Genomic DNA, 15937 nt, shown 5'->3' with positions numbered 1-15937 from the left:
AGTGCCATCAACGACCCAGGATACCCAGCCCGGACTCAGGTGCGGGGCTTCTGGGCTGCGCCACGCTGGCCGGTCCGCCGATTGGTGGACACCCCGACACGCAAGGACCCGGCCTCGCGCGACCACCGGACCTCAGCGTGCGGGGACCAGGCGCGCGACGGCTTCCAGGTGGTGGGTGTGCGGGAACAGGTCGAAGGCCCGCAGTGCTTCGAGCCGGTAGCCGAGGTCGGCGAACGTCGCGACGTCGCGGGCCAGCGCCACCGGGTCGCACGCCACGTAGACGACCTGCTCCGGCTGGAGCGCCGCGATCTGCACGACGACGTCACGACCGGCACCGGCGCGGGGCGGGTCGAGCACGATCGTGCCGGCGCGGAAGCGGTCCTTCTCGGCGCGCGAGGCGTTCGCCACCGTGTTCGTCAGCCAGCGGTCCACGCGGCCGGTCTCGGCGCGGGCGCCGAGCCACTCAGACAGGTTCTCCTGCGCGTGCTCGGTGGCACGGGCGGCGCTCTCGACGCTCGTGATGCGCGCCTTCGGGCCGACCAGGTCGCCGAGGGCGGCGGCGAGCAGGCCCACACCGCCGTACAGGTCCAGGTGGGTGCCCTCGGGGTCCAGGCGGTCGCGGTCGACCAGGTCCTGGACGGCCTCGGTGAGCACGGTCGCCGCGGCGCGGTGCACCTGCCAGAACCCGTTGTCGTCGACCTGGAACGTGCGCTCCCCGACGACCTCGGTCACCACGGTGGGCTTCTGGTCGTCGATGACGAGCCGCGCACCCTCGGAGCCACTCGGCGCGAGGACGTCGATGACCGAGGAGCCCGGCAGCGCACCGCGGCCGAGCGGGGCGCTCTGCTGCACGACGGCGGTCGCGAGCGGCAGGCCGGTGACCGGGATGACGGAGTGGGAGCGGGCCGCGAACGGGCCGGCGGTGCCCTGCTCGTCGACGTGCAGCCGGACGCGGGTGCGCCAGCCGAGGCCGTTCGCCGCGTCGTCGCCGGGCGCGGCCTCGACGACGACGTCGTGGCCGAGCACCTCAGCGAGGTCCATCCGTGCGAACCGCGCGAACGAGTCGACGAGGACGTCGTGCTTGAGCGTGCGCTGGTGTGCGAGGGCGATGTGACCGAACTCGGCACCACCCGGGCGCGTCTCGGGGTCACGCTCGAGCGCGGCCTCGGGCCAGACGTGGTCGACGCGGTGCTCGCTCGGCGTGATGACGCTGACCGTGTCGGCGCGCCAGAACGACTTCTTGCGGTCCTCGGTCACCCGGGCGACGACGCGCTCCCCGGGGATCGCGTCCGAGACGAAGACCACCCGTCCTTCGTGTCGTGCCACCGAGATGCCGCCGTGGGCGATCCCGGTGACGTCGAGTTCGAGCAGCGTGCCGACGGATTCACCCATGGTGAGATGGTCCCATGCGTCTGTACCTCGCGAGTACATCCCCCGCCCGCCGAGCACTCCTCGCCCAGTCCGGGATCGAACCCGTGCTCGTATCCCCCGGCGTCGACGAGGACGCCTTCGGCGCCGCCGCCGCGGCATCGCTCGGCCGCGCCCTGACCGGACCGGAGCTCGTCTCGCTCCTCGCCGTCGCCAAGGCGTCCGCAGTCGCCGACTCCGCGGTCGCCGGGTCCCCGGTCGACGGGGTCGTGTTCGGCGGGGACTCCGCGTTCGAGGTCGACGGACAGCTGTACGGCAAGCCGCACGACCCCGCGGTCGCCCGGGAGCGCTGGCGGCAGATGCTCGCCGCCGGCGGCGGGACGCTGTGGAGCGGACACTGCGTGATCGATCGACGACGCGACGACCGGCACCGGGACCCGGAACCGGTCACGGGACGGCCTGGAGGCGCGGCACCGGCCCGCACCGCGCCTCCCGTCCGGTCCCTGGTCACGTCCACCGCCGGCGTCCCGCAGCTGGGTGCCGTCGCGCCCGGCGGGTCGGCGCTGGCCGCCGGTGGCGACCGCGTGGTCGCGGTCGACAGCGCGGTGCTGACCTTCGCCGACGACGTGTCCGTCGACGAGATCGACGCGTACGTCGCGACGGGCGAGCCGCTCGAGGTCGCGGGTGCCTTCACCATCGACGGCCGGGCCGCCGCGTACATCACGCGGATCGACGGCGCACCGTCCGCCGTGATCGGGATGTCGCTGCCGGTGCTGCGATCGATGCTCCTCCGGGGCTTCGGCATCGCCTGGCACGACCTGTGGGCACTGTAGACATCCGCACCTGTTCCGGGTGGTTCTTTGTGGGTGCCAGTCAAAACGCACTCCCGCCGCACGAATACGCTGATGTGTCATGCCCCGTATCAGCAAGGTCCTCATCGCGAACCGCGGCGAGATCGCCGTCCGCATCATCCGCGCGGCCCGCGACGCGGGCAAGGCATCGGTCGCGGTCTACGCCGACCAGGACCGCGATGCCCTGCACGCCCGCCTCGCCGACGAGGCCTACGCGCTGAACGGCACCACGAGCGCCGACACGTACCTCGTCATCGACAAGATCATCTCGGTCGCCCGCCGCTCCGGCGCGGACGCCGTGCACCCCGGCTACGGGTTCCTCGCCGAGAACGCCGACTTCGCCCGCGCCGTCATCGACGCCGGGCTCGTCTGGATCGGCCCGTCGCCGGAATCGATCGAGCGCCTCGGTGACAAGGTCTCCGCGCGCCACGTCGCCGAGAAGGTCGGCGCGCCGCTCGCCCCCGGCACCATCGAGCCCGTGCAGGACGTCTCCGAGGTCTTCGACTTCGTCGACCAGGTCGGTCTGCCCGTCGCGATCAAGGCGGCGTTCGGCGGTGGCGGTCGTGGTCTGAAGGTCGTCCGCGACCGTGCCTCGGTCGAGGAGCTCTTCGAGTCCGCCACGCGTGAGGCGATCGCCGCGTTCGGTCGGGGCGAGTGCTTCGTCGAGAAGTACCTGGACAAGCCGCGCCACGTCGAGACCCAGTGCCTGGCGGACGAGCACGGCAACGTCGTCGTCGTCTCCACCCGCGACTGCTCGCTGCAGCGTCGCCACCAGAAGCTCGTCGAGGAAGCCCCGGCGCCCTACCTGACGCCCGAGCAGCAGACCGCGCTGTACGAGTCGTCGAAGGCGATCCTGCGCGAGGTCGGCTACGTCGGTGCCGGCACCTGCGAGTTCCTCATCGGCGCCGACGGCACCGTGTCGTTCCTCGAGGTGAACACCCGCCTGCAGGTCGAGCACTGCGTCTCCGAAGAGGTCACCGGCATCGACCTGGTGCGCGAGCAGTTCCGCATCGCCGAGGGCGGCGTGCTCGACTACTCGGACCCCACGCCGCGGGGACACTCGTTCGAGTTCCGCATCAACGGCGAGGACCCGGGTCGCAACTTCTTCCCCGCGCCCGGCCCCGTGCACGCCTTCAACGCACCGTCCGGCCCCGGTGTCCGTGTCGACTCGGGCGTCGTCTCCGGTGACGTCGTGTCCGGCTCGTTCGACTCGATGCTCGCGAAGCTGATCGTCACCGGCGCCACCCGTGCCGAGGCGCTGGAGCGATCGCGTCGTGCACTCGCCGAGTTCGAGGTCACCGGCCTGCCGACCGTGCTCCCCTTCCACCGGGCCGTGGTGTCGGACCCGGCGTTCGCGACGGCCGACGACGAGCCCTTCAGCATCTACACGCAGTGGATCGAGACCGACTTCGTCAACGACATCCCGGCGTGGAGCGGCTCCCCCGAGGAACTTCCGGCCCCGGCTGCGCGCGAGAGCGTCGTCGTCGAGGTGCAGGGCAAGCGCATCGAGGTCACCATGCCGTCGATCGTCGGTGGCGGTGCTGCCGGTGCCGGTCTCGCCGGTCGTCGTCCCGCCGGCCCCACCGCTCCCCCGAAGCGCCGCTCGTCGGCCGTCCGCGGGGGCCTGGCGAAGTCCGGGTCGTCCGTCTCGTCGCCGATGCAGGCCACCGTGGTGAAGCTCGCGGTCGCCGAGGGTGACACCGTGGTGAAGGGCGACCTGCTCGTCGTGCTCGAGGCCATGAAGATGGAGCAGCCCGTGCAGGCCCACAAGGACGGCGTCGTCACCGGCCTGAACGCCCCGGTCGGCCAGACGGTCTCGTCCGGTCACGTGCTGCTCGAGCTCGCGTAGCCCGGGCTGTCCTCCTCGCGCGCCGCGCGGCAGCGTCGCACAACCAAAGTCACCTCGAACCCGATCATTGCGCGGTTCGGAGTGACTTTGGTTGTGCCACGGGATCTCACGGGCGCGGTCATCGGAGATGGTGGAAGGCACGGATGCTCGTCGGCAGCCCGACGGCGTGCAAGACGGCCCGCAACGACTCGGCATCGTTCGCCTCGGCCCAGCCGAACCGCCCGACGCCCCGGACCTCGGGATGACGCCGGAGCCGGTCTTCCCGCCGTTTCTCGTCCACCACGACGTCGGCCGCCGAGCGGCCCGCTGCCCGGAGCGCCGGATCGACGTACTTCGACCGCCCGTCGAACTCGAGGACCACACCCTGCTCGGGGAACCAGAAGTCGACCCGGCCGATGAACCCCGCACTGTCGTGGAAGACCTGCTGCAGGACGGGCCGAGGAGCTCCGACTTCGTCGAGCGCCACACGGGCGACGGATTCGCCCGGTGAACCACTGGCGGCGTCCGCGAGGTCGAGCGCCACCTGTGCCCGGTGCCGTCCGTGCACCGCGCTGCGTCGCTCGAGTTCGTCGCGGATCTCCTGTTCGGTGACGCCGCACTGCAGGGCGACGTCGATGGCCGGTACCGCGATCCGGAGCTCGTAGGAGATCGCCAGGTCAGCGACCGTGCTCACCATGTCCGTCAGTCGCCGCCCGTTCGTGACCATCGTCCGGGTCCGCAGTTCGCGTCCCTTGCCCGGGCGTTTCCGGACGTGGGTGAGCGACTGGGACGTCGTCCGGTGCGGATCGATCACCTCGACCACCTCGGGGAACTCACCGCGCCAGGGCAGACCGTGGAGCGCGGCCGCCGAGGCGTGCGAGACCACGAGCCGATCGGCGATCCGGTCGTGCACGGCCTTGACCCGTGCCATGTGCCGTTCCCCGGGCGTCGCGCGGCGCCAGTCGTCGGCGTCGACGAAGCGGCCGGGAGTCAGTCGGACGAGGCGGCCCGTGTCAGATTGCTGGCGGTGGACCCGCCCGGTCCGGCCGCTGGTGTCCGCCGATCCTCCGCGCATGATCGTGAGTCGTGTCATGCGGGCATCGTCACGCAGGCGTGCTGCCCTCCGAGGGCTCCTCGACGAACATGTGCACGGAGCACGCGTCGGGACTGGCTGGGGAGAACTCGGCATCGCAGCACTCCGCACAACCAAAGTGACCTCGAACCGCGCGCGGGAGCGGTTCGAGGTCACTTTGGTTGTGCGACGGGCGGGAACACCGGTGTTTTGCGGACCGGTGCGCCTACGACACCAGGGGGCGCACCGCGGCGGCGAGGGCGTCGACCAGGCGCTGGGCCTCGGCGGGGGTGTCCGCGACCGTGTCGATGTAGACCTTCACCTTGGGCTCGGTGCCGCTCGGGCGGACGATCACCCGGGCGTCGCCGGACAGGTCGTAGCGCAGGATGTCAGAGGGCGGGAAGCCCGCCACCCCGTCGGCGTAATCCGTCACCGTCTGCACGGACAGTCCGCCGAGCTCCGTCGGCGGCGTGGCCCGGAGCGACGCCATGATCTCGCCGATGCGCGACAGGTCGTCGACGCGGGTCGCGACCTGCCCCGAGGCGAACGCGCCGAACTCGGCGGCGAAGGCCTCGAGGTGGTCGGCGATGGTCGAGCCCGACGCGGCGAGCTCGTCGGCGAGGGACAGCAGCTCCAGCGCAGCCGAGATGCCGTCCTTGTCGCGCACGACCGACGGGTCGACCAGGTACCCCAGGGCCTCTTCGTACCCGAACAGCAGCTCGGGCACCCGCGACACCCACTTGAAGCCGGTCAGGGTGTCGCGGTACTCCAGCCCGTGGCGCGCGGCAACCCGGGCCAACGCCGGCGACGAGACGATCGACGCGGCGAGGGTGCCGGTCGCGCCGGACTCCGACGCCCGTGCGGCGGCCCGCCACCCGAGCAGCCAGCCGACCTCGTTGCCCGACAGTCGGCGGTAGGAACCGGATCCGTCCGGGATCGCGAGTGCGAGCCGGTCGGCGTCGGGGTCGTTCGCGATCACCAGGTCGGCGCCGACGGCGAGACCGCGGGCGATCGCCAGGTCCATCGCGCCCGGCTCCTCGGGGTTCGGGAACGACACCGTCGGGAACGCCCCGTCCGGCTCGATCTGCTCCGGCACGACCGCCGGCTCGGCGAACCCGGCCGCTGCGAACACCGCACGAGCGGTCTCCCACCCGACGCCGTGCATGGCCGTGTAGACGACCTTCGGCTGCGCATCGACCGCGAGTGCGGGAGCGGGCACGATCGCCGCCGTGGCGGCCACGTAGGCGTCGACCAGGGCCGACGTCGCCACGGTGTAGTCCGTACCGCGCGGCAGGTCCGTGACGGACCCTGCGGCGACGGCGTCGATGGCGTCCGCGATCTCGCCGTCGACGGGCGGGACGATCTGCGAACCGTCGTCGTCCTGACCGAGGTAGACCTTGTACCCGTTGTCCCGCGGCGGGTTGTGGCTCGCCGTGACCATGACGCCGGCACCGACGTCGAGGTGCCGGACGGCGAACGCGAGCACCGGCGTCGGCAGGGCCGAGGGCAGCAGGGTGACATCGAGCCCGAGGCCGCGCATGACCTCGGCCGAATCACGTGCGAAGACGTCCGAGTTCACCCGGCCGTCGTACCCGATCACGACGCTGCGCGAGCGCCCGGTGTCGATGAGGAACCGTGCGAGCCCCGCAGCGGCCTGGGCCACGACGACCCGGTTCATGCGGAGCGGGCCCCAGCCGAGCTCCGCGCGGAGTCCGGCGGTGCCGAACTGCAGCCGGCCGTCGAACCGCTCGGCGAGCGCCCGGACAGCGGGACCGTCACCGTCGGCCGCCGCGTCGATCGCCGCGGCCAGCTCGTCGCGGGTCTCCGGGTCGGGGTCCTGCGCCAGCCACGCCCGCGCGGTGCCGAGCACCTGGTCGAGGTCGAGCTTCACGACGCCGGCTGCCCGAGTGCGGCGACCACGCGTGCGAGCAGGTCGGCGATCACCGGCTCGGCCTGCTTGCCGGCCTCGAGCACCTCGGTGTGCGACAACGGGGTCTTCTGGATGCCCGCGGCGAGGTTCGTGATGAGCGAGAACCCGAGGACCTCCATGCCGGCCTGACGGGCGGCGATGGCCTCAAGCGCCGTGGACATGCCGACGATGTGCCCGCCGATGGTCTTCGCCATCTGGACCTCGGCCGGGGTCTCGTAGTGCGGGCCGCGGAACTGCGTGTACACGCCCTCGTCGAGCGACGGGTCGACCGTCCGGGCCAGCTCGCGCAGCCGCGCCGAGTACAGGTCGGTGAGGTCGATGAACGTCGCGCCCTCGAGCGGGCTGTCCGCGGTCAGGTTGATGTGGTCGCTGATGAGCACCGGCGTGCCCGGGGTCCAGTGCTCCTTGATGCCGCCGGCACCGTTGGTGAGCACCATGATCGAGGCACCGGTCGCCGCCGCCGTGCGGACGCTGTGCACGACCCGACGGACCCCGTGGCCCTCGTAGTAGTGGGTGCGGGCACCGATGACGAGCGCGTGGCGGCCGTCGGCGAGGCGGATCGACCGGATCGTGCCGGAGTGTCCGGGGACGGCCGAGGCGCTGAACCCGGGGACCTGCTCGGCCGGGATCTCGGAAACGGTCTCACCGATGATGTCGGCGGCCTTGCCCCAGCCCGAGCCGAGGGTCAGGGCGATGTCGTGCCGCTCGATGCCGGACTGTTCGGCGATGGCGGCTGCGGCGTCCCGCGCGACCTCGAACGGGTCGGCAGCGGGGTCGTTCAGCGGGTTCTCGGTGCTCATGCCCCAACTCTAAAGGGCGGACGCCCGCCCCAGCGGCCGCCGCCGCGCCCGCCTCAGTGCTCGCCGAGCGCCCGGTCCACCGCCGCCGTGATCTCGCCCTGGTCGAAGTGGTTCGCGATGACGATGACCTCGGCGTAGGTGTCGCCGATCGCCTCGACGAACTCCTGACTCGTCAGGATCACGTTGGCGTCGTCGGAGACGTCCCGCACGGACGCGACGTCCGCTGCGACGACGGACGCGGAGAGCCCGAGGGCGTCGAGTGCCTTCTCGGCGTTCACCTTGAGGATGCCGCTCGACCCGATGCCGGCGCCGCAGATGGTCACGATCTTCACGCGGAGACCCCCATGATCGTGCGGACCTCGTCCGCGGTGGTCGCCGCCGCGATCCGCCCGGTCACGGTGGCGTCGTTGAACAGGTTCGCGATCTCGCCGATCGACTCCAGGTGGGTGCCGACCTCGGCCACAGCGAGCCCGAGCACCACACGGACGGGGTCGTTGTGCGGGTGGCCGAACGCAACAGGAGCAGCCAGCGTCACGATCGCGAGTCCGTCCCGTACGACGGCACCACCCGGCCGGGCGTGCGCGAACGCGAGCCCCGGCGAGATGACGATGTACGGCCCGTGCTCCTCGACCATGCCGATCATGGCGTCGGTGTACTCGTCGGTGGTGGCGCCCGAGGCGACGAGCGCACCGCCGACCAGGCGCATCGCGTCACGCCACGCGGGCGCGTCCGCACCGAGGAGGACGGCGGTGTCCGGCAGCGGTGGCAGTCCCATGCGTCAGGCCTCCTGGTACCCGGCCGTGATGGTGGCGATGATCTCCTCGCGGTCCTCGAGCGGCAGGAACGACCCGAGCGCGGCGTTGATCTGGAACGCGGCCAGGTCGTCGAGGTCGTAGCCGAACGTGCCCGCGAGCAGCGCGAGCTCCTTCGACAGCGAGGTCCCGCTCATCAGGCGGTTGTCGGTGTTCACCGTGACGCGGAAGCCGAGCTGGTAGAGCACGTCGAACGGGTGGTCGGCGAGGTCGTCGCCCCACGCGGCGATCGCACCGGTCTGCAGGTTCGACGACGGCGAGACCTCGAGCGGGATCTCGCGGTCACGGACCCACGAGGCGACCTCGCCCAGGGAGGCCAGCGTCGAGCCGTCCCCGGCATCGGACAGGGCGACGTCCTCGAAGATGCGGACGCCGTGCCCGAGGCGGAGCGCCCGACCGTCGACGAGCGCGGACCGGATGGACGCGAGCCCGTCGGCCTCGCCCGCGTGCACGGTGACGGGGAACAGTTCGGAGGCCAGGTAGTCGAAGGCGGCGCGGTGGTTCGAGGCGGGGAACCCGGCTTCGGCACCGGCGATGTCGAAGCCGACGACCCCGGCGTCACGGTGCCGGACGGCGAGCTCCGCGATCTCGAGCGACCGGTCGGCGTGCCGCATCGCGGTGACGAGCTGGCCGACGCGGATGCGCCCACCGGCGGCGTCGACGGCTTCCTCGATGCCGGCCTGTACCGCCTCGACCGTCTGGTCGAGGGTCAGTCCGCCCTGCAGGTGCTGCTCCGGCGCCCAGCGGACCTCGCCGTAGACGACGCCGTCGGCGACCAGGTCCTCGACGAACTCGCGGGCGATCCGGGTGAGCTGCGGTGCGGTCTGCATCACCGACGTGGTGACGTCGAACGTCTTCAGGTACTCGACCAGGGAGCCGGAGTTCGACTGGTCGGCGAACCACTGCCCGAGCTCGGCCGGGTCGGTGGTGGGGAGCGTGACACCCGCCGAGGCCGCGAGCTCGATGATGGTCGCGGGACGCAGGCCGCCGTCGAGGTGGTCGTGCAGCGAGACCTTCGGCAGGTCGTTGATGACCGCCCCGGCGTCGGGCAGGCGGTAGGTCGGGGCATCGGCGCTCATGCCCCCAGGCTATCGGTGGTCACCGCCCCCGCGCAGGCACCTGTGCACAACCCACAACGGAAGACACTGGAGGCTCCCCACAGCTGTGCAGGGAGCCTCCGGTCGGTCGGGTGGCCGGGTTCAGGACCCGATGCGCTCGCGCACGATCGGCCCACGTGCCGTGGCAGCGGAGCCCGCCGGGCCGATGGTCCACGCACCCTCGAGCGACTCGAGTGCGCGCGGGATCCGCGACGCGTCGTCGGAGTGGAGCGTCCAGAGCGGCTGGCCCTCGGTCACGGTGTCCCCCGGCTTGACGTGGAGCTCGATGCCCGCACCGGCCTGCACCGGGTCCTGCGCGCGGGCACGACCGGCCCCGAGCCGCCAGGCCGAGACCCCGAACGGCAGTGCGTCCTGCTGCATGAGGACCCCCGACGTCCCAGCGGTGACGACGTGCTGTTCGCGGGCCACGGGCAACGCGGCGGACGGGTCCCCGCCCTGTGCCTCGATCATCCGACGCCAGGTGTCCATGGCGCGGCCGTCCGCGAGCGCCGCTGCGGGGTCGGCGTCGGGCAGTCCGGCCAGCGTGAGCATCTCGGTCGCGAGCGCCACGGTCAGCTCGACGACGTCGGCGGGGCCGCCGCCGGCGAGCACCTCGACCGACTCCCGCACCTCGAGCGCGTTGCCGATCGTCAGCCCGAGCGGGACCTCCATGTCGGTCAGCAGCGCCGAGGTCGCGACCCCGGCGTCGTTGCCGAGGTCGACCATGGTCTGCGCGAGCTCCCTGGACGCCTCGTAGGTCGGCATGAACGCGCCGGACCCGAACTTGACGTCGAGCACGAGCGCACCGGTGCCCTCGGCGATCTTCTTCGACATGATGCTCGACGCGATGAGCGGGATGCACTCGACCGTGCCGGTGATGTCGCGGAGCGCGTAGAGCTTCTTGTCCGCGGGGGCCAGGCCGGACCCGGCGGCGCAGATGACCGCGCCGACGTCCTGCAGCACCTGCATCATGCGGTCGTTCGAGATGGACGCCTGCCACCCGGGGATCGACTCGAGCTTGTCGAGCGTGCCGCCGGTGTGGCCGAGCCCGCGGCCGGACAGCTGCGGCACCGCGACGCCGAACGACGCCACCAGGGGCGCCAGCGGCAGGGTGATCTTGTCGCCGACCCCGCCGGTGGAGTGCTTGTCGACCGTCGTCTTGCCGAGCGACGAGAACGACATCCGCTCCCCCGAGGCGATCATCGCGAGCGTGAGGTCCTTGATCTCGCGCCGCTCCATCCCGTTCAGGAAGATCGCCATCGCCATCGCGGCCATCTGCGGGTCCTCGACGTAGCCGCGGGTGTACGCGTCGACGAGCCAGTCGACCTCGGCGGTGCTCAGGGCGCCGCCGGAGCGCTTCGTGCGGATGAGGTCGACGGTGTCGAACGGCTCGACGGCCATGTCAGTGCTCCTGCTGGTACGTGGCGAGGGTGCGCGGCCCGAAGGCGTCCGGCAGGACCTCGTCGATGGTGCGGATGCCGGAGAGCGTCTCGAGGAGCATGCCCTCGGTCGAGTGCTCGAACAGCAGCTGGCGGCAGCGGCCGCACGGCATCAGGGTCGCCCCGTCGCCGTCGACGCACGTGAACGCGACGAGCTTGCCGCCGCCGGTCATGTGCAGCTGCGACACGAGGGAGCACTCCGCGCAGAGCGTCACCCCGTAGCTCGCGTTCTCGATGTTGCAGCCGGAGACGATCCGGCCGTCGTCGGTGAGCGCCGCGGCGCCCACCGGGAACGACGAGTACGGCGCGTAGGCGCGCCGCATCGCGGCCGTGGCGGCGTCCCGCAGGACGCCCCAGTCCACGTCTTCGACCGGGAGGCCCGTGGCGGCGTCCGTCGGGTCGGTGGCGGTGACCGCCTGGTCACCTGGTTGCTGCGTGTCGGTCATGTGTCGTGCCTCCAGGCCGTCAGCTCTTGATGTAGGGCTTGCCGGACGCGGCGGGGCCGCGCGACTGCCCGACCAGGCCGGCCACGGCGAAGATCGTCACCACGTACGGCAGCATCAGCAGGAACTCGCTGGGCACGGGTGAGTCGATCGCTCCGAGCGTGTTCTGCAGGTTCGACGCGAAGCCGAACAGCAGCGCCGCGAGGGTCGCCTTGATCGGGTCCCACCGGCCGAAGATGACGGCGGCCAGCGCGATGTAGCCGGCGCCCGCGGTCATGTCCTTCGTGAACGGCCCGACCGCGTCGAGGGTGAAGTACGCCCCACCGAGACCGGCGATCGCACCGGCGAGGGAGACGTTCCAGAACCGGGTGCTCGTGACGTTGATGCCCACCGTGTCGGCGGCCTGCGGGTGCTCGCCGACGGCGCGGAGGCGCAGGCCCCAGCGGGTCTTGAACAGCCCGAAGGTGACGACCGCCACGGCGATGTAGGCCAGGTAGACGACGACCGTCTGCTCGAAGAACACCGGACCGATGACCGGGATCTGGTGCAGCAGCGGGATCTCGACCTTCGGGAACCGGATGCCGATGTTCAGGGTCTCCTCGTTCGGGGAGAGCACCTGCGAGTACAGGAAGCCGGTCAGGCCGGAGATGAACGCGTTGATGACGACACCGACGATGACCTGGTCGACCAGGTACTTGATGCTGAACGCCGCGAGGACGAACGACACGAGCATGCCGGCGACGAGTGCGGCGACGAGGCCGACCCAGGGCGACCCGGTGATCGACGCGACCATCGCGGAGCTGAACGCACCGGCGAGGAACTGGCCCTCGATCGCGATGTTCACCACGCCGACCCGCTCGGAGATGACGCCGCCGAGGGCACCGAACACGAGCGGGACGCTCAGGCTCAGCGCGCCGAGCAGCAGGCCGGGGATCGGCAGGGACGAACCGGCCGCGGCCCAGGTCAGGAACCCGATGACGAAGACGACCGCGAACACCGACGTGACCCACAGCGGGACCCGGCGGAGTGCCCGCGTCTCGATGAACGCGTACACGGTCAGGATCGCGAGCAGGACGATGACGACGATGCCCGTCCCGAGCGCGGGCAGCGGGACGTTCGGCAGCGCGAAGAAGTCACCGGCGTTCGCGAGGCGGAACGTGGTGGTACCGGAGCGCGGCAGCAGGCCGAACAGCACGATCGCGATGAGCGTGAACACGCCGTACCCGATCGGGAGCTTCCAGCTCCTGGTGGTCTCGACCGGACGGGCCGCGAGCGGCGACGCGGGGGCCGCGGTGGGGCTGATGGTGCTCATGCGGCGACCGCCTTCTTGCTGGTCTTGCTCGTCTTCGTGCGCTTGCGTGCACCCGGCTGCGGGATCCGGAAGATCGCGCGGACGAGCGGCGGCGCCGCGATGAAGAGGACGATGAGGGCCTGGATGACCCCGACGATGTCGATCGGGATGCCGTTGGCGGCCTGCATGGCGTATCCACCGTTCTTGAGCACGCCGAACAGGATGGCCGCCCAGAAGACGCCCCAGGGCTTGGAGCGGCCGAGCAGGGCCACGGTGATGGCGTCGAAGCCGATGCCGGCGTCGATGCCCGAGGTGAAGCCCGAGGTGACGGCGCCCTGCACCTGGTAGGCGCCGGCGATGCCCACCAGGGCACCGGAGATCAGCATCACCCAGATGGTCAGCGACGGGACGCTCATGCCGGCCACGCGGGCGGCACGGGGGTTCTCACCGATGGTGCGGAACCGGAAGCCGAGCGACGACTTGTTGACGAGCCACCAGACGACGACGACCGCGATGATCGCGACGATGAACCCGAGGTCCACGCCGTACCGCACGCCGAAGAGCTGCGGCAGCAGGGCGCTCTCCTTCGTGGCGGGCGAGATCGGGTTGCTGCTGCCCGGGGCCTGCAGCAGGCCCGGGGTGCGGAGCAGGTAGCTGACCAGGTAGAGCGCGACGTAGTTGAGCATGATCGTGACGACCACCTCGTTCGCACCCGTCCGGGCCTTGAGCACCCCGACGATGCCGCCCCAGACCGCGCCGCCGACGATGCCGGCGAGGATCGTGAGCGGGATGTGGATCGCGGCGGGCCCGTCGAACGAGAACCCGACCCACCCGGCGGCAGCGGCGCCCATCAGGATCTGGCCCTGGCCGCCGATGTTGAACAGCCCGGCGCGGAACGACAGCGCGATCCCGAGCCCGGCGGCGATGAGCGGCACCGAGTAGTCGACGGAGCGCGTGAGGGGCCCGATCGCCTGCTGGAACGAGTCCGCGCCGAAGTTGAACACCGAGCCCTGGAACAGCGAGGCGTACGCGCCGCCGACCGCGGTGCCGACCGCCTGGAGCATGTCCGTCGGGCGGGCGAAGAAGTACCCGGCGGTGGCACGGACGTTCTCGTCCGTCACCGCGATGAGGATGCCGCAGGCGACCAGCGCGAGGACGACGGCGAGCACCGTGACGAGCACGGACCCGTTCAGGATCCCCTGCAGGGCGGCCTGCCAGCGGTCACCACCGGCGCCGTTGCGGCGCTCGGTGTCCTCTGCCGAGTCCGTCATCAGGTGCGGGGTCGACTCGACCTCCTGCAGACGGTCGTCAGTGAGCGGGGCGTCCGCGGTGCCGTGCGCAGCCGAGGTCGGCTGCTGCGTGTTGTCTGGCGGTGGGGTGGTCACGCTGCCAGCTCCGTTCCGGTCGTGGGTGTGGCGTGGATCTCGCCGGCCGAACCGGTCATGCGGCCAGCTCCGTTCCTTCGGGGATCTCCCCGGCCATCATGAGGCCGAGGACGTCGCGGGGGGTGGTCGCGGGGACGATGCCGACGATGCCGCCGCGGTACATCACGGCGATGCGGTCGGCCAGGGCGACGACCTCGTCGAGCTCGGTGGAGACGACGATGACCGGCACCCCGGTGTCGCGAGTGGCGACGATGCGCTTGTGGACGAACTCGATCGAGCCCACGTCGATGCCGCGGGTGGGCTGCGCGGCGACGAACAGCCGCAGTTCACGGCTCAGTTCGCGCGCCAGGACGATCTTCTGCTGGTTCCCGCCGGACAGCCGACCGGCCGCGGTGGTGCGGCCGGGGGTGCGGATGTCGAACTCGGCGATCTTCTCGTCGGCGAAGGCGTCGCGTTCCGCCGACCGAATCGTCCCGGCGCGGACGAACTCGGCGTGGTCGGCCCGGTCGAGCATCAGGTTCTCGGCGATGGTGAACTCGCCGACCAGGCCGTCCTCCTTGCGGTCCTCGGGGACGAAGCCGACGCCCGCGTCGAGCACCTGCTTGACGCTCCGGCCGGTGAGCTCCTTGCCGTCCAGGGTGATCCGGCCGGCGTGGGCGGGCTCGAGGCCGATGATCGCCTCGGTGAGCTCGGTCTGGCCGTTGCCCTGCACACCGGCGATCGCCAGGACCTCGCCGCGACGCACCGTGAAGGAGACGTCGTCAACGAGCACGATGCCGGACGGGTCGGTGACGGTGAGGTGCTCGACGACCAGGGCGTCGTCGCCACCGGTCGAGGGTTCCTTGTCGACCACGAGCGAGACGGCACGGCCGACCATCAGCGCGGCCAGCTCGTTGTTCGTGGCGGTCGGCGAGGCTTCGCCGACGACCTTGCCGAGACGGATGACCGTGATGCGGTCGGCGACCTCGCGCACCTCGCGGAGCTTGTGGGTGATGAAGACGATCGCGGTGCCGGCTTCGCGGAGCTGGCGCATGATGCCCATCAGCTCGTCGGTCTCCTGCGGGGTGAGGACGGCCGTCGGCTCGTCGAACACCAGCACGGAGGCGTCGCGGGACAGCGCCTTGATGATCTCGACGCGCTGCTGCACGCCGACGGGCAGGTCCTCGACCTTGGCGTCGGGGTCGACGTCGAACCCGAAGCGGTCGGAGATCTCCTGCACGCGCTTGCGGGCACCGGCCAGGTCGAGCCGCCCGCCGAAGGTGGTCTGCTCCTGGCCCAACATGACGTTCTCGGCGACGGTGAACACGGGCACGAGCATGAAGTGCTGGTGCACCATGCCGATGCCGGCGCGCATGGCGTCACCGGGGCCGTCGAAGTCCTGCACCACATCGTCGAGCAGGATCTCGCCCTCGTCGGCGTCGTACAGGCCGTACAGGACGTTCATCAGGGTGGACTTGCCGGCGCCGTTCTCACCCAGGAGGCAGTGGACCTCACCCGGCTCGACGGTGAGCGAGATGTGGTCGTTGGCGACCAGGGCGCCGAACCGCTTGGTGATGCCGCGGAGTTCGAGCTTCATGTTCGGGAGTCTATTTCTGTCTCGCGCGCGCCACGCGGGCGCACG

General features: G+C 71.3%; 14 protein-coding genes. 2 read left to right on the top strand and 12 right to left on the bottom strand.

Annotation, left to right across the window (positions count from 1 at the left end; all coding sequences use genetic code 11):
- Positions 1-132 precede the first annotated feature (132 nt).
- Positions 133-1392, bottom strand: a complete 1260-nt coding sequence (locus BR70_RS0113270) for a class I SAM-dependent RNA methyltransferase (protein ID WP_027466465.1) — start codon at positions 1390-1392, stop codon at positions 133-135.
- Positions 1393-1406: 14 nt separating this feature from the next.
- On the opposite strand from BR70_RS0113270, the gene BR70_RS0113265 reads away from it, so the two are divergent.
- Both BR70_RS0113265 and BR70_RS0113260 read left to right on the top strand, forming a co-directional pair.
- Positions 1407-2201 carry a Maf family protein gene (locus BR70_RS0113265; protein ID WP_027466464.1) on the top strand — a complete coding sequence of 265 codons (795 nt, stop codon included), beginning with the start codon at positions 1407-1409 and terminating at the stop codon, positions 2199-2201.
- Positions 2202-2280: 79 nt separating this feature from the next.
- Complete coding sequence (locus tag BR70_RS0113260) at positions 2281-4068, top strand: acetyl/propionyl/methylcrotonyl-CoA carboxylase subunit alpha (RefSeq protein ID WP_027466463.1); 1788 nt, start codon at positions 2281-2283, stop codon at positions 4066-4068.
- 118 nt (positions 4069-4186) lie between these two features.
- Here BR70_RS0113260 and BR70_RS22460 read toward each other — a convergent pair whose 3' ends face one another.
- From BR70_RS22460 to BR70_RS0113205, 11 genes are all read right to left on the bottom strand, one after another.
- Entirely contained in the window at positions 4187-5140 is a 954-nt protein-coding gene (locus BR70_RS22460) for a hypothetical protein (RefSeq protein WP_051596905.1), read from the bottom strand.
- Between the two features lie 205 nt (positions 5141-5345).
- Positions 5346-7010: a phospho-sugar mutase gene (locus BR70_RS0113250; RefSeq protein WP_027466462.1), complete on the bottom strand. Its 1665-nt coding sequence runs from the start codon at positions 7008-7010 to the stop codon at positions 5346-5348.
- Positions 7007-7849 (bottom strand): purine-nucleoside phosphorylase, encoded by an 843-nt coding sequence (locus tag BR70_RS0113245; protein ID WP_027466461.1) that lies wholly within the window; start codon positions 7847-7849, stop codon positions 7007-7009. Before BR70_RS0113245 ends, BR70_RS0113250 begins: the two co-directional genes overlap by 4 nt.
- Before the next feature lie 53 nt (positions 7850-7902).
- Positions 7903-8181: a PTS sugar transporter subunit IIB gene (locus tag BR70_RS0113240; RefSeq protein ID WP_027466460.1), complete on the bottom strand. Its 279-nt coding sequence runs from the start codon at positions 8179-8181 to the stop codon at positions 7903-7905.
- Positions 8178-8624 carry a PTS sugar transporter subunit IIA gene (locus tag BR70_RS0113235; protein WP_027466459.1) on the bottom strand — a complete coding sequence of 149 codons (447 nt, stop codon included), beginning with the start codon at positions 8622-8624 and terminating at the stop codon, positions 8178-8180. Before BR70_RS0113235 ends, BR70_RS0113240 begins: the two co-directional genes overlap by 4 nt.
- A 3-nt stretch (positions 8625-8627) precedes the next feature.
- Positions 8628-9740, bottom strand: coding sequence for an adenosine deaminase (locus BR70_RS0113230; RefSeq protein ID WP_027466458.1), 1113 nt, complete (start codon positions 9738-9740; stop codon positions 8628-8630).
- A gap of 120 nt (positions 9741-9860) precedes the next feature.
- On the bottom strand, positions 9861-11159 hold the full coding sequence (locus BR70_RS0113225; RefSeq protein ID WP_027466457.1) for a thymidine phosphorylase: 1299 nt from the start codon (positions 11157-11159) through the stop codon (positions 9861-9863).
- Between the two features lies 1 nt (position 11160).
- Positions 11161-11643 carry a cytidine deaminase gene (locus BR70_RS0113220; protein ID WP_027466456.1) on the bottom strand — a complete coding sequence of 161 codons (483 nt, stop codon included), beginning with the start codon at positions 11641-11643 and terminating at the stop codon, positions 11161-11163.
- A 19-nt stretch (positions 11644-11662) separates the two neighbouring features.
- The gene (locus tag BR70_RS0113215; protein WP_027466455.1) at positions 11663-12952 is read right to left on the bottom strand and encodes an ABC transporter permease; all 1290 of its coding nucleotides are present in this window, start codon (positions 12950-12952) and stop codon (positions 11663-11665) included.
- Positions 12949-14316 (bottom strand): ABC transporter permease, encoded by a 1368-nt coding sequence (locus BR70_RS0113210; RefSeq protein WP_027466454.1) that lies wholly within the window; start codon positions 14314-14316, stop codon positions 12949-12951. The genes BR70_RS0113215 and BR70_RS0113210 overlap by 4 nt, the downstream gene beginning before the upstream one ends.
- A 55-nt stretch (positions 14317-14371) precedes the next feature.
- Positions 14372-15892 carry an ABC transporter ATP-binding protein gene (locus tag BR70_RS0113205; RefSeq protein ID WP_027466453.1) on the bottom strand — a complete coding sequence of 507 codons (1521 nt, stop codon included), beginning with the start codon at positions 15890-15892 and terminating at the stop codon, positions 14372-14374.
- Between the last annotated feature and the right edge of the window lie 45 nt (positions 15893-15937).

Origin of the sequence: Curtobacterium sp. UNCCL17 (assembly GCF_000686685.1) — a bacterium.
GTDB classification, from domain to species: Bacteria; Actinomycetota; Actinomycetes; order Actinomycetales; family Microbacteriaceae; genus Curtobacterium; species Curtobacterium flaccumfaciens.
The sequence above is the reverse complement of the archived record's forward strand: the minus strand, read 5'-3'. Positions and strand labels throughout refer to the sequence as shown.

Excerpts from the sequence above, each read along its gene's own strand:
- BR70_RS0113270 (WP_027466465.1), bottom strand. The coding sequence starts at position 1,392 with ATGGGTGAATCCGTCGGCACGCTGCTCGAACTCGACGTCACCGGGATC.
- BR70_RS0113245 (WP_027466461.1), bottom strand. The coding sequence starts at position 7,849 with ATGAGCACCGAGAACCCGCTGAACGACCCCGCTGCCGACCCGTTCGAG.
- BR70_RS0113220 (WP_027466456.1), bottom strand. The coding sequence starts at position 11,643 with ATGACCGACACGCAGCAACCAGGTGACCAGGCGGTCACCGCCACCGAC.
- BR70_RS0113205 (WP_027466453.1), bottom strand. The coding sequence starts at position 15,892 with ATGAAGCTCGAACTCCGCGGCATCACCAAGCGGTTCGGCGCCCTGGTC.
- BR70_RS0113230 (WP_027466458.1), bottom strand. The coding sequence starts at position 9,740 with ATGAGCGCCGATGCCCCGACCTACCGCCTGCCCGACGCCGGGGCGGTC.
- BR70_RS22460 (WP_051596905.1), bottom strand. The coding sequence starts at position 5,140 with ATGACACGACTCACGATCATGCGCGGAGGATCGGCGGACACCAGCGGC.
- BR70_RS0113260 (WP_027466463.1), top strand. The coding sequence starts at position 2,281 with ATGCCCCGTATCAGCAAGGTCCTCATCGCGAACCGCGGCGAGATCGCC.
- BR70_RS0113235 (WP_027466459.1), bottom strand. The coding sequence starts at position 8,624 with ATGGGACTGCCACCGCTGCCGGACACCGCCGTCCTCCTCGGTGCGGAC.
- BR70_RS0113215 (WP_027466455.1), bottom strand. The coding sequence starts at position 12,952 with ATGAGCACCATCAGCCCCACCGCGGCCCCCGCGTCGCCGCTCGCGGCC.
- BR70_RS0113265 (WP_027466464.1), top strand. The coding sequence starts at position 1,407 with ATGCGTCTGTACCTCGCGAGTACATCCCCCGCCCGCCGAGCACTCCTC.
- BR70_RS0113225 (WP_027466457.1), bottom strand. The coding sequence starts at position 11,159 with ATGGCCGTCGAGCCGTTCGACACCGTCGACCTCATCCGCACGAAGCGC.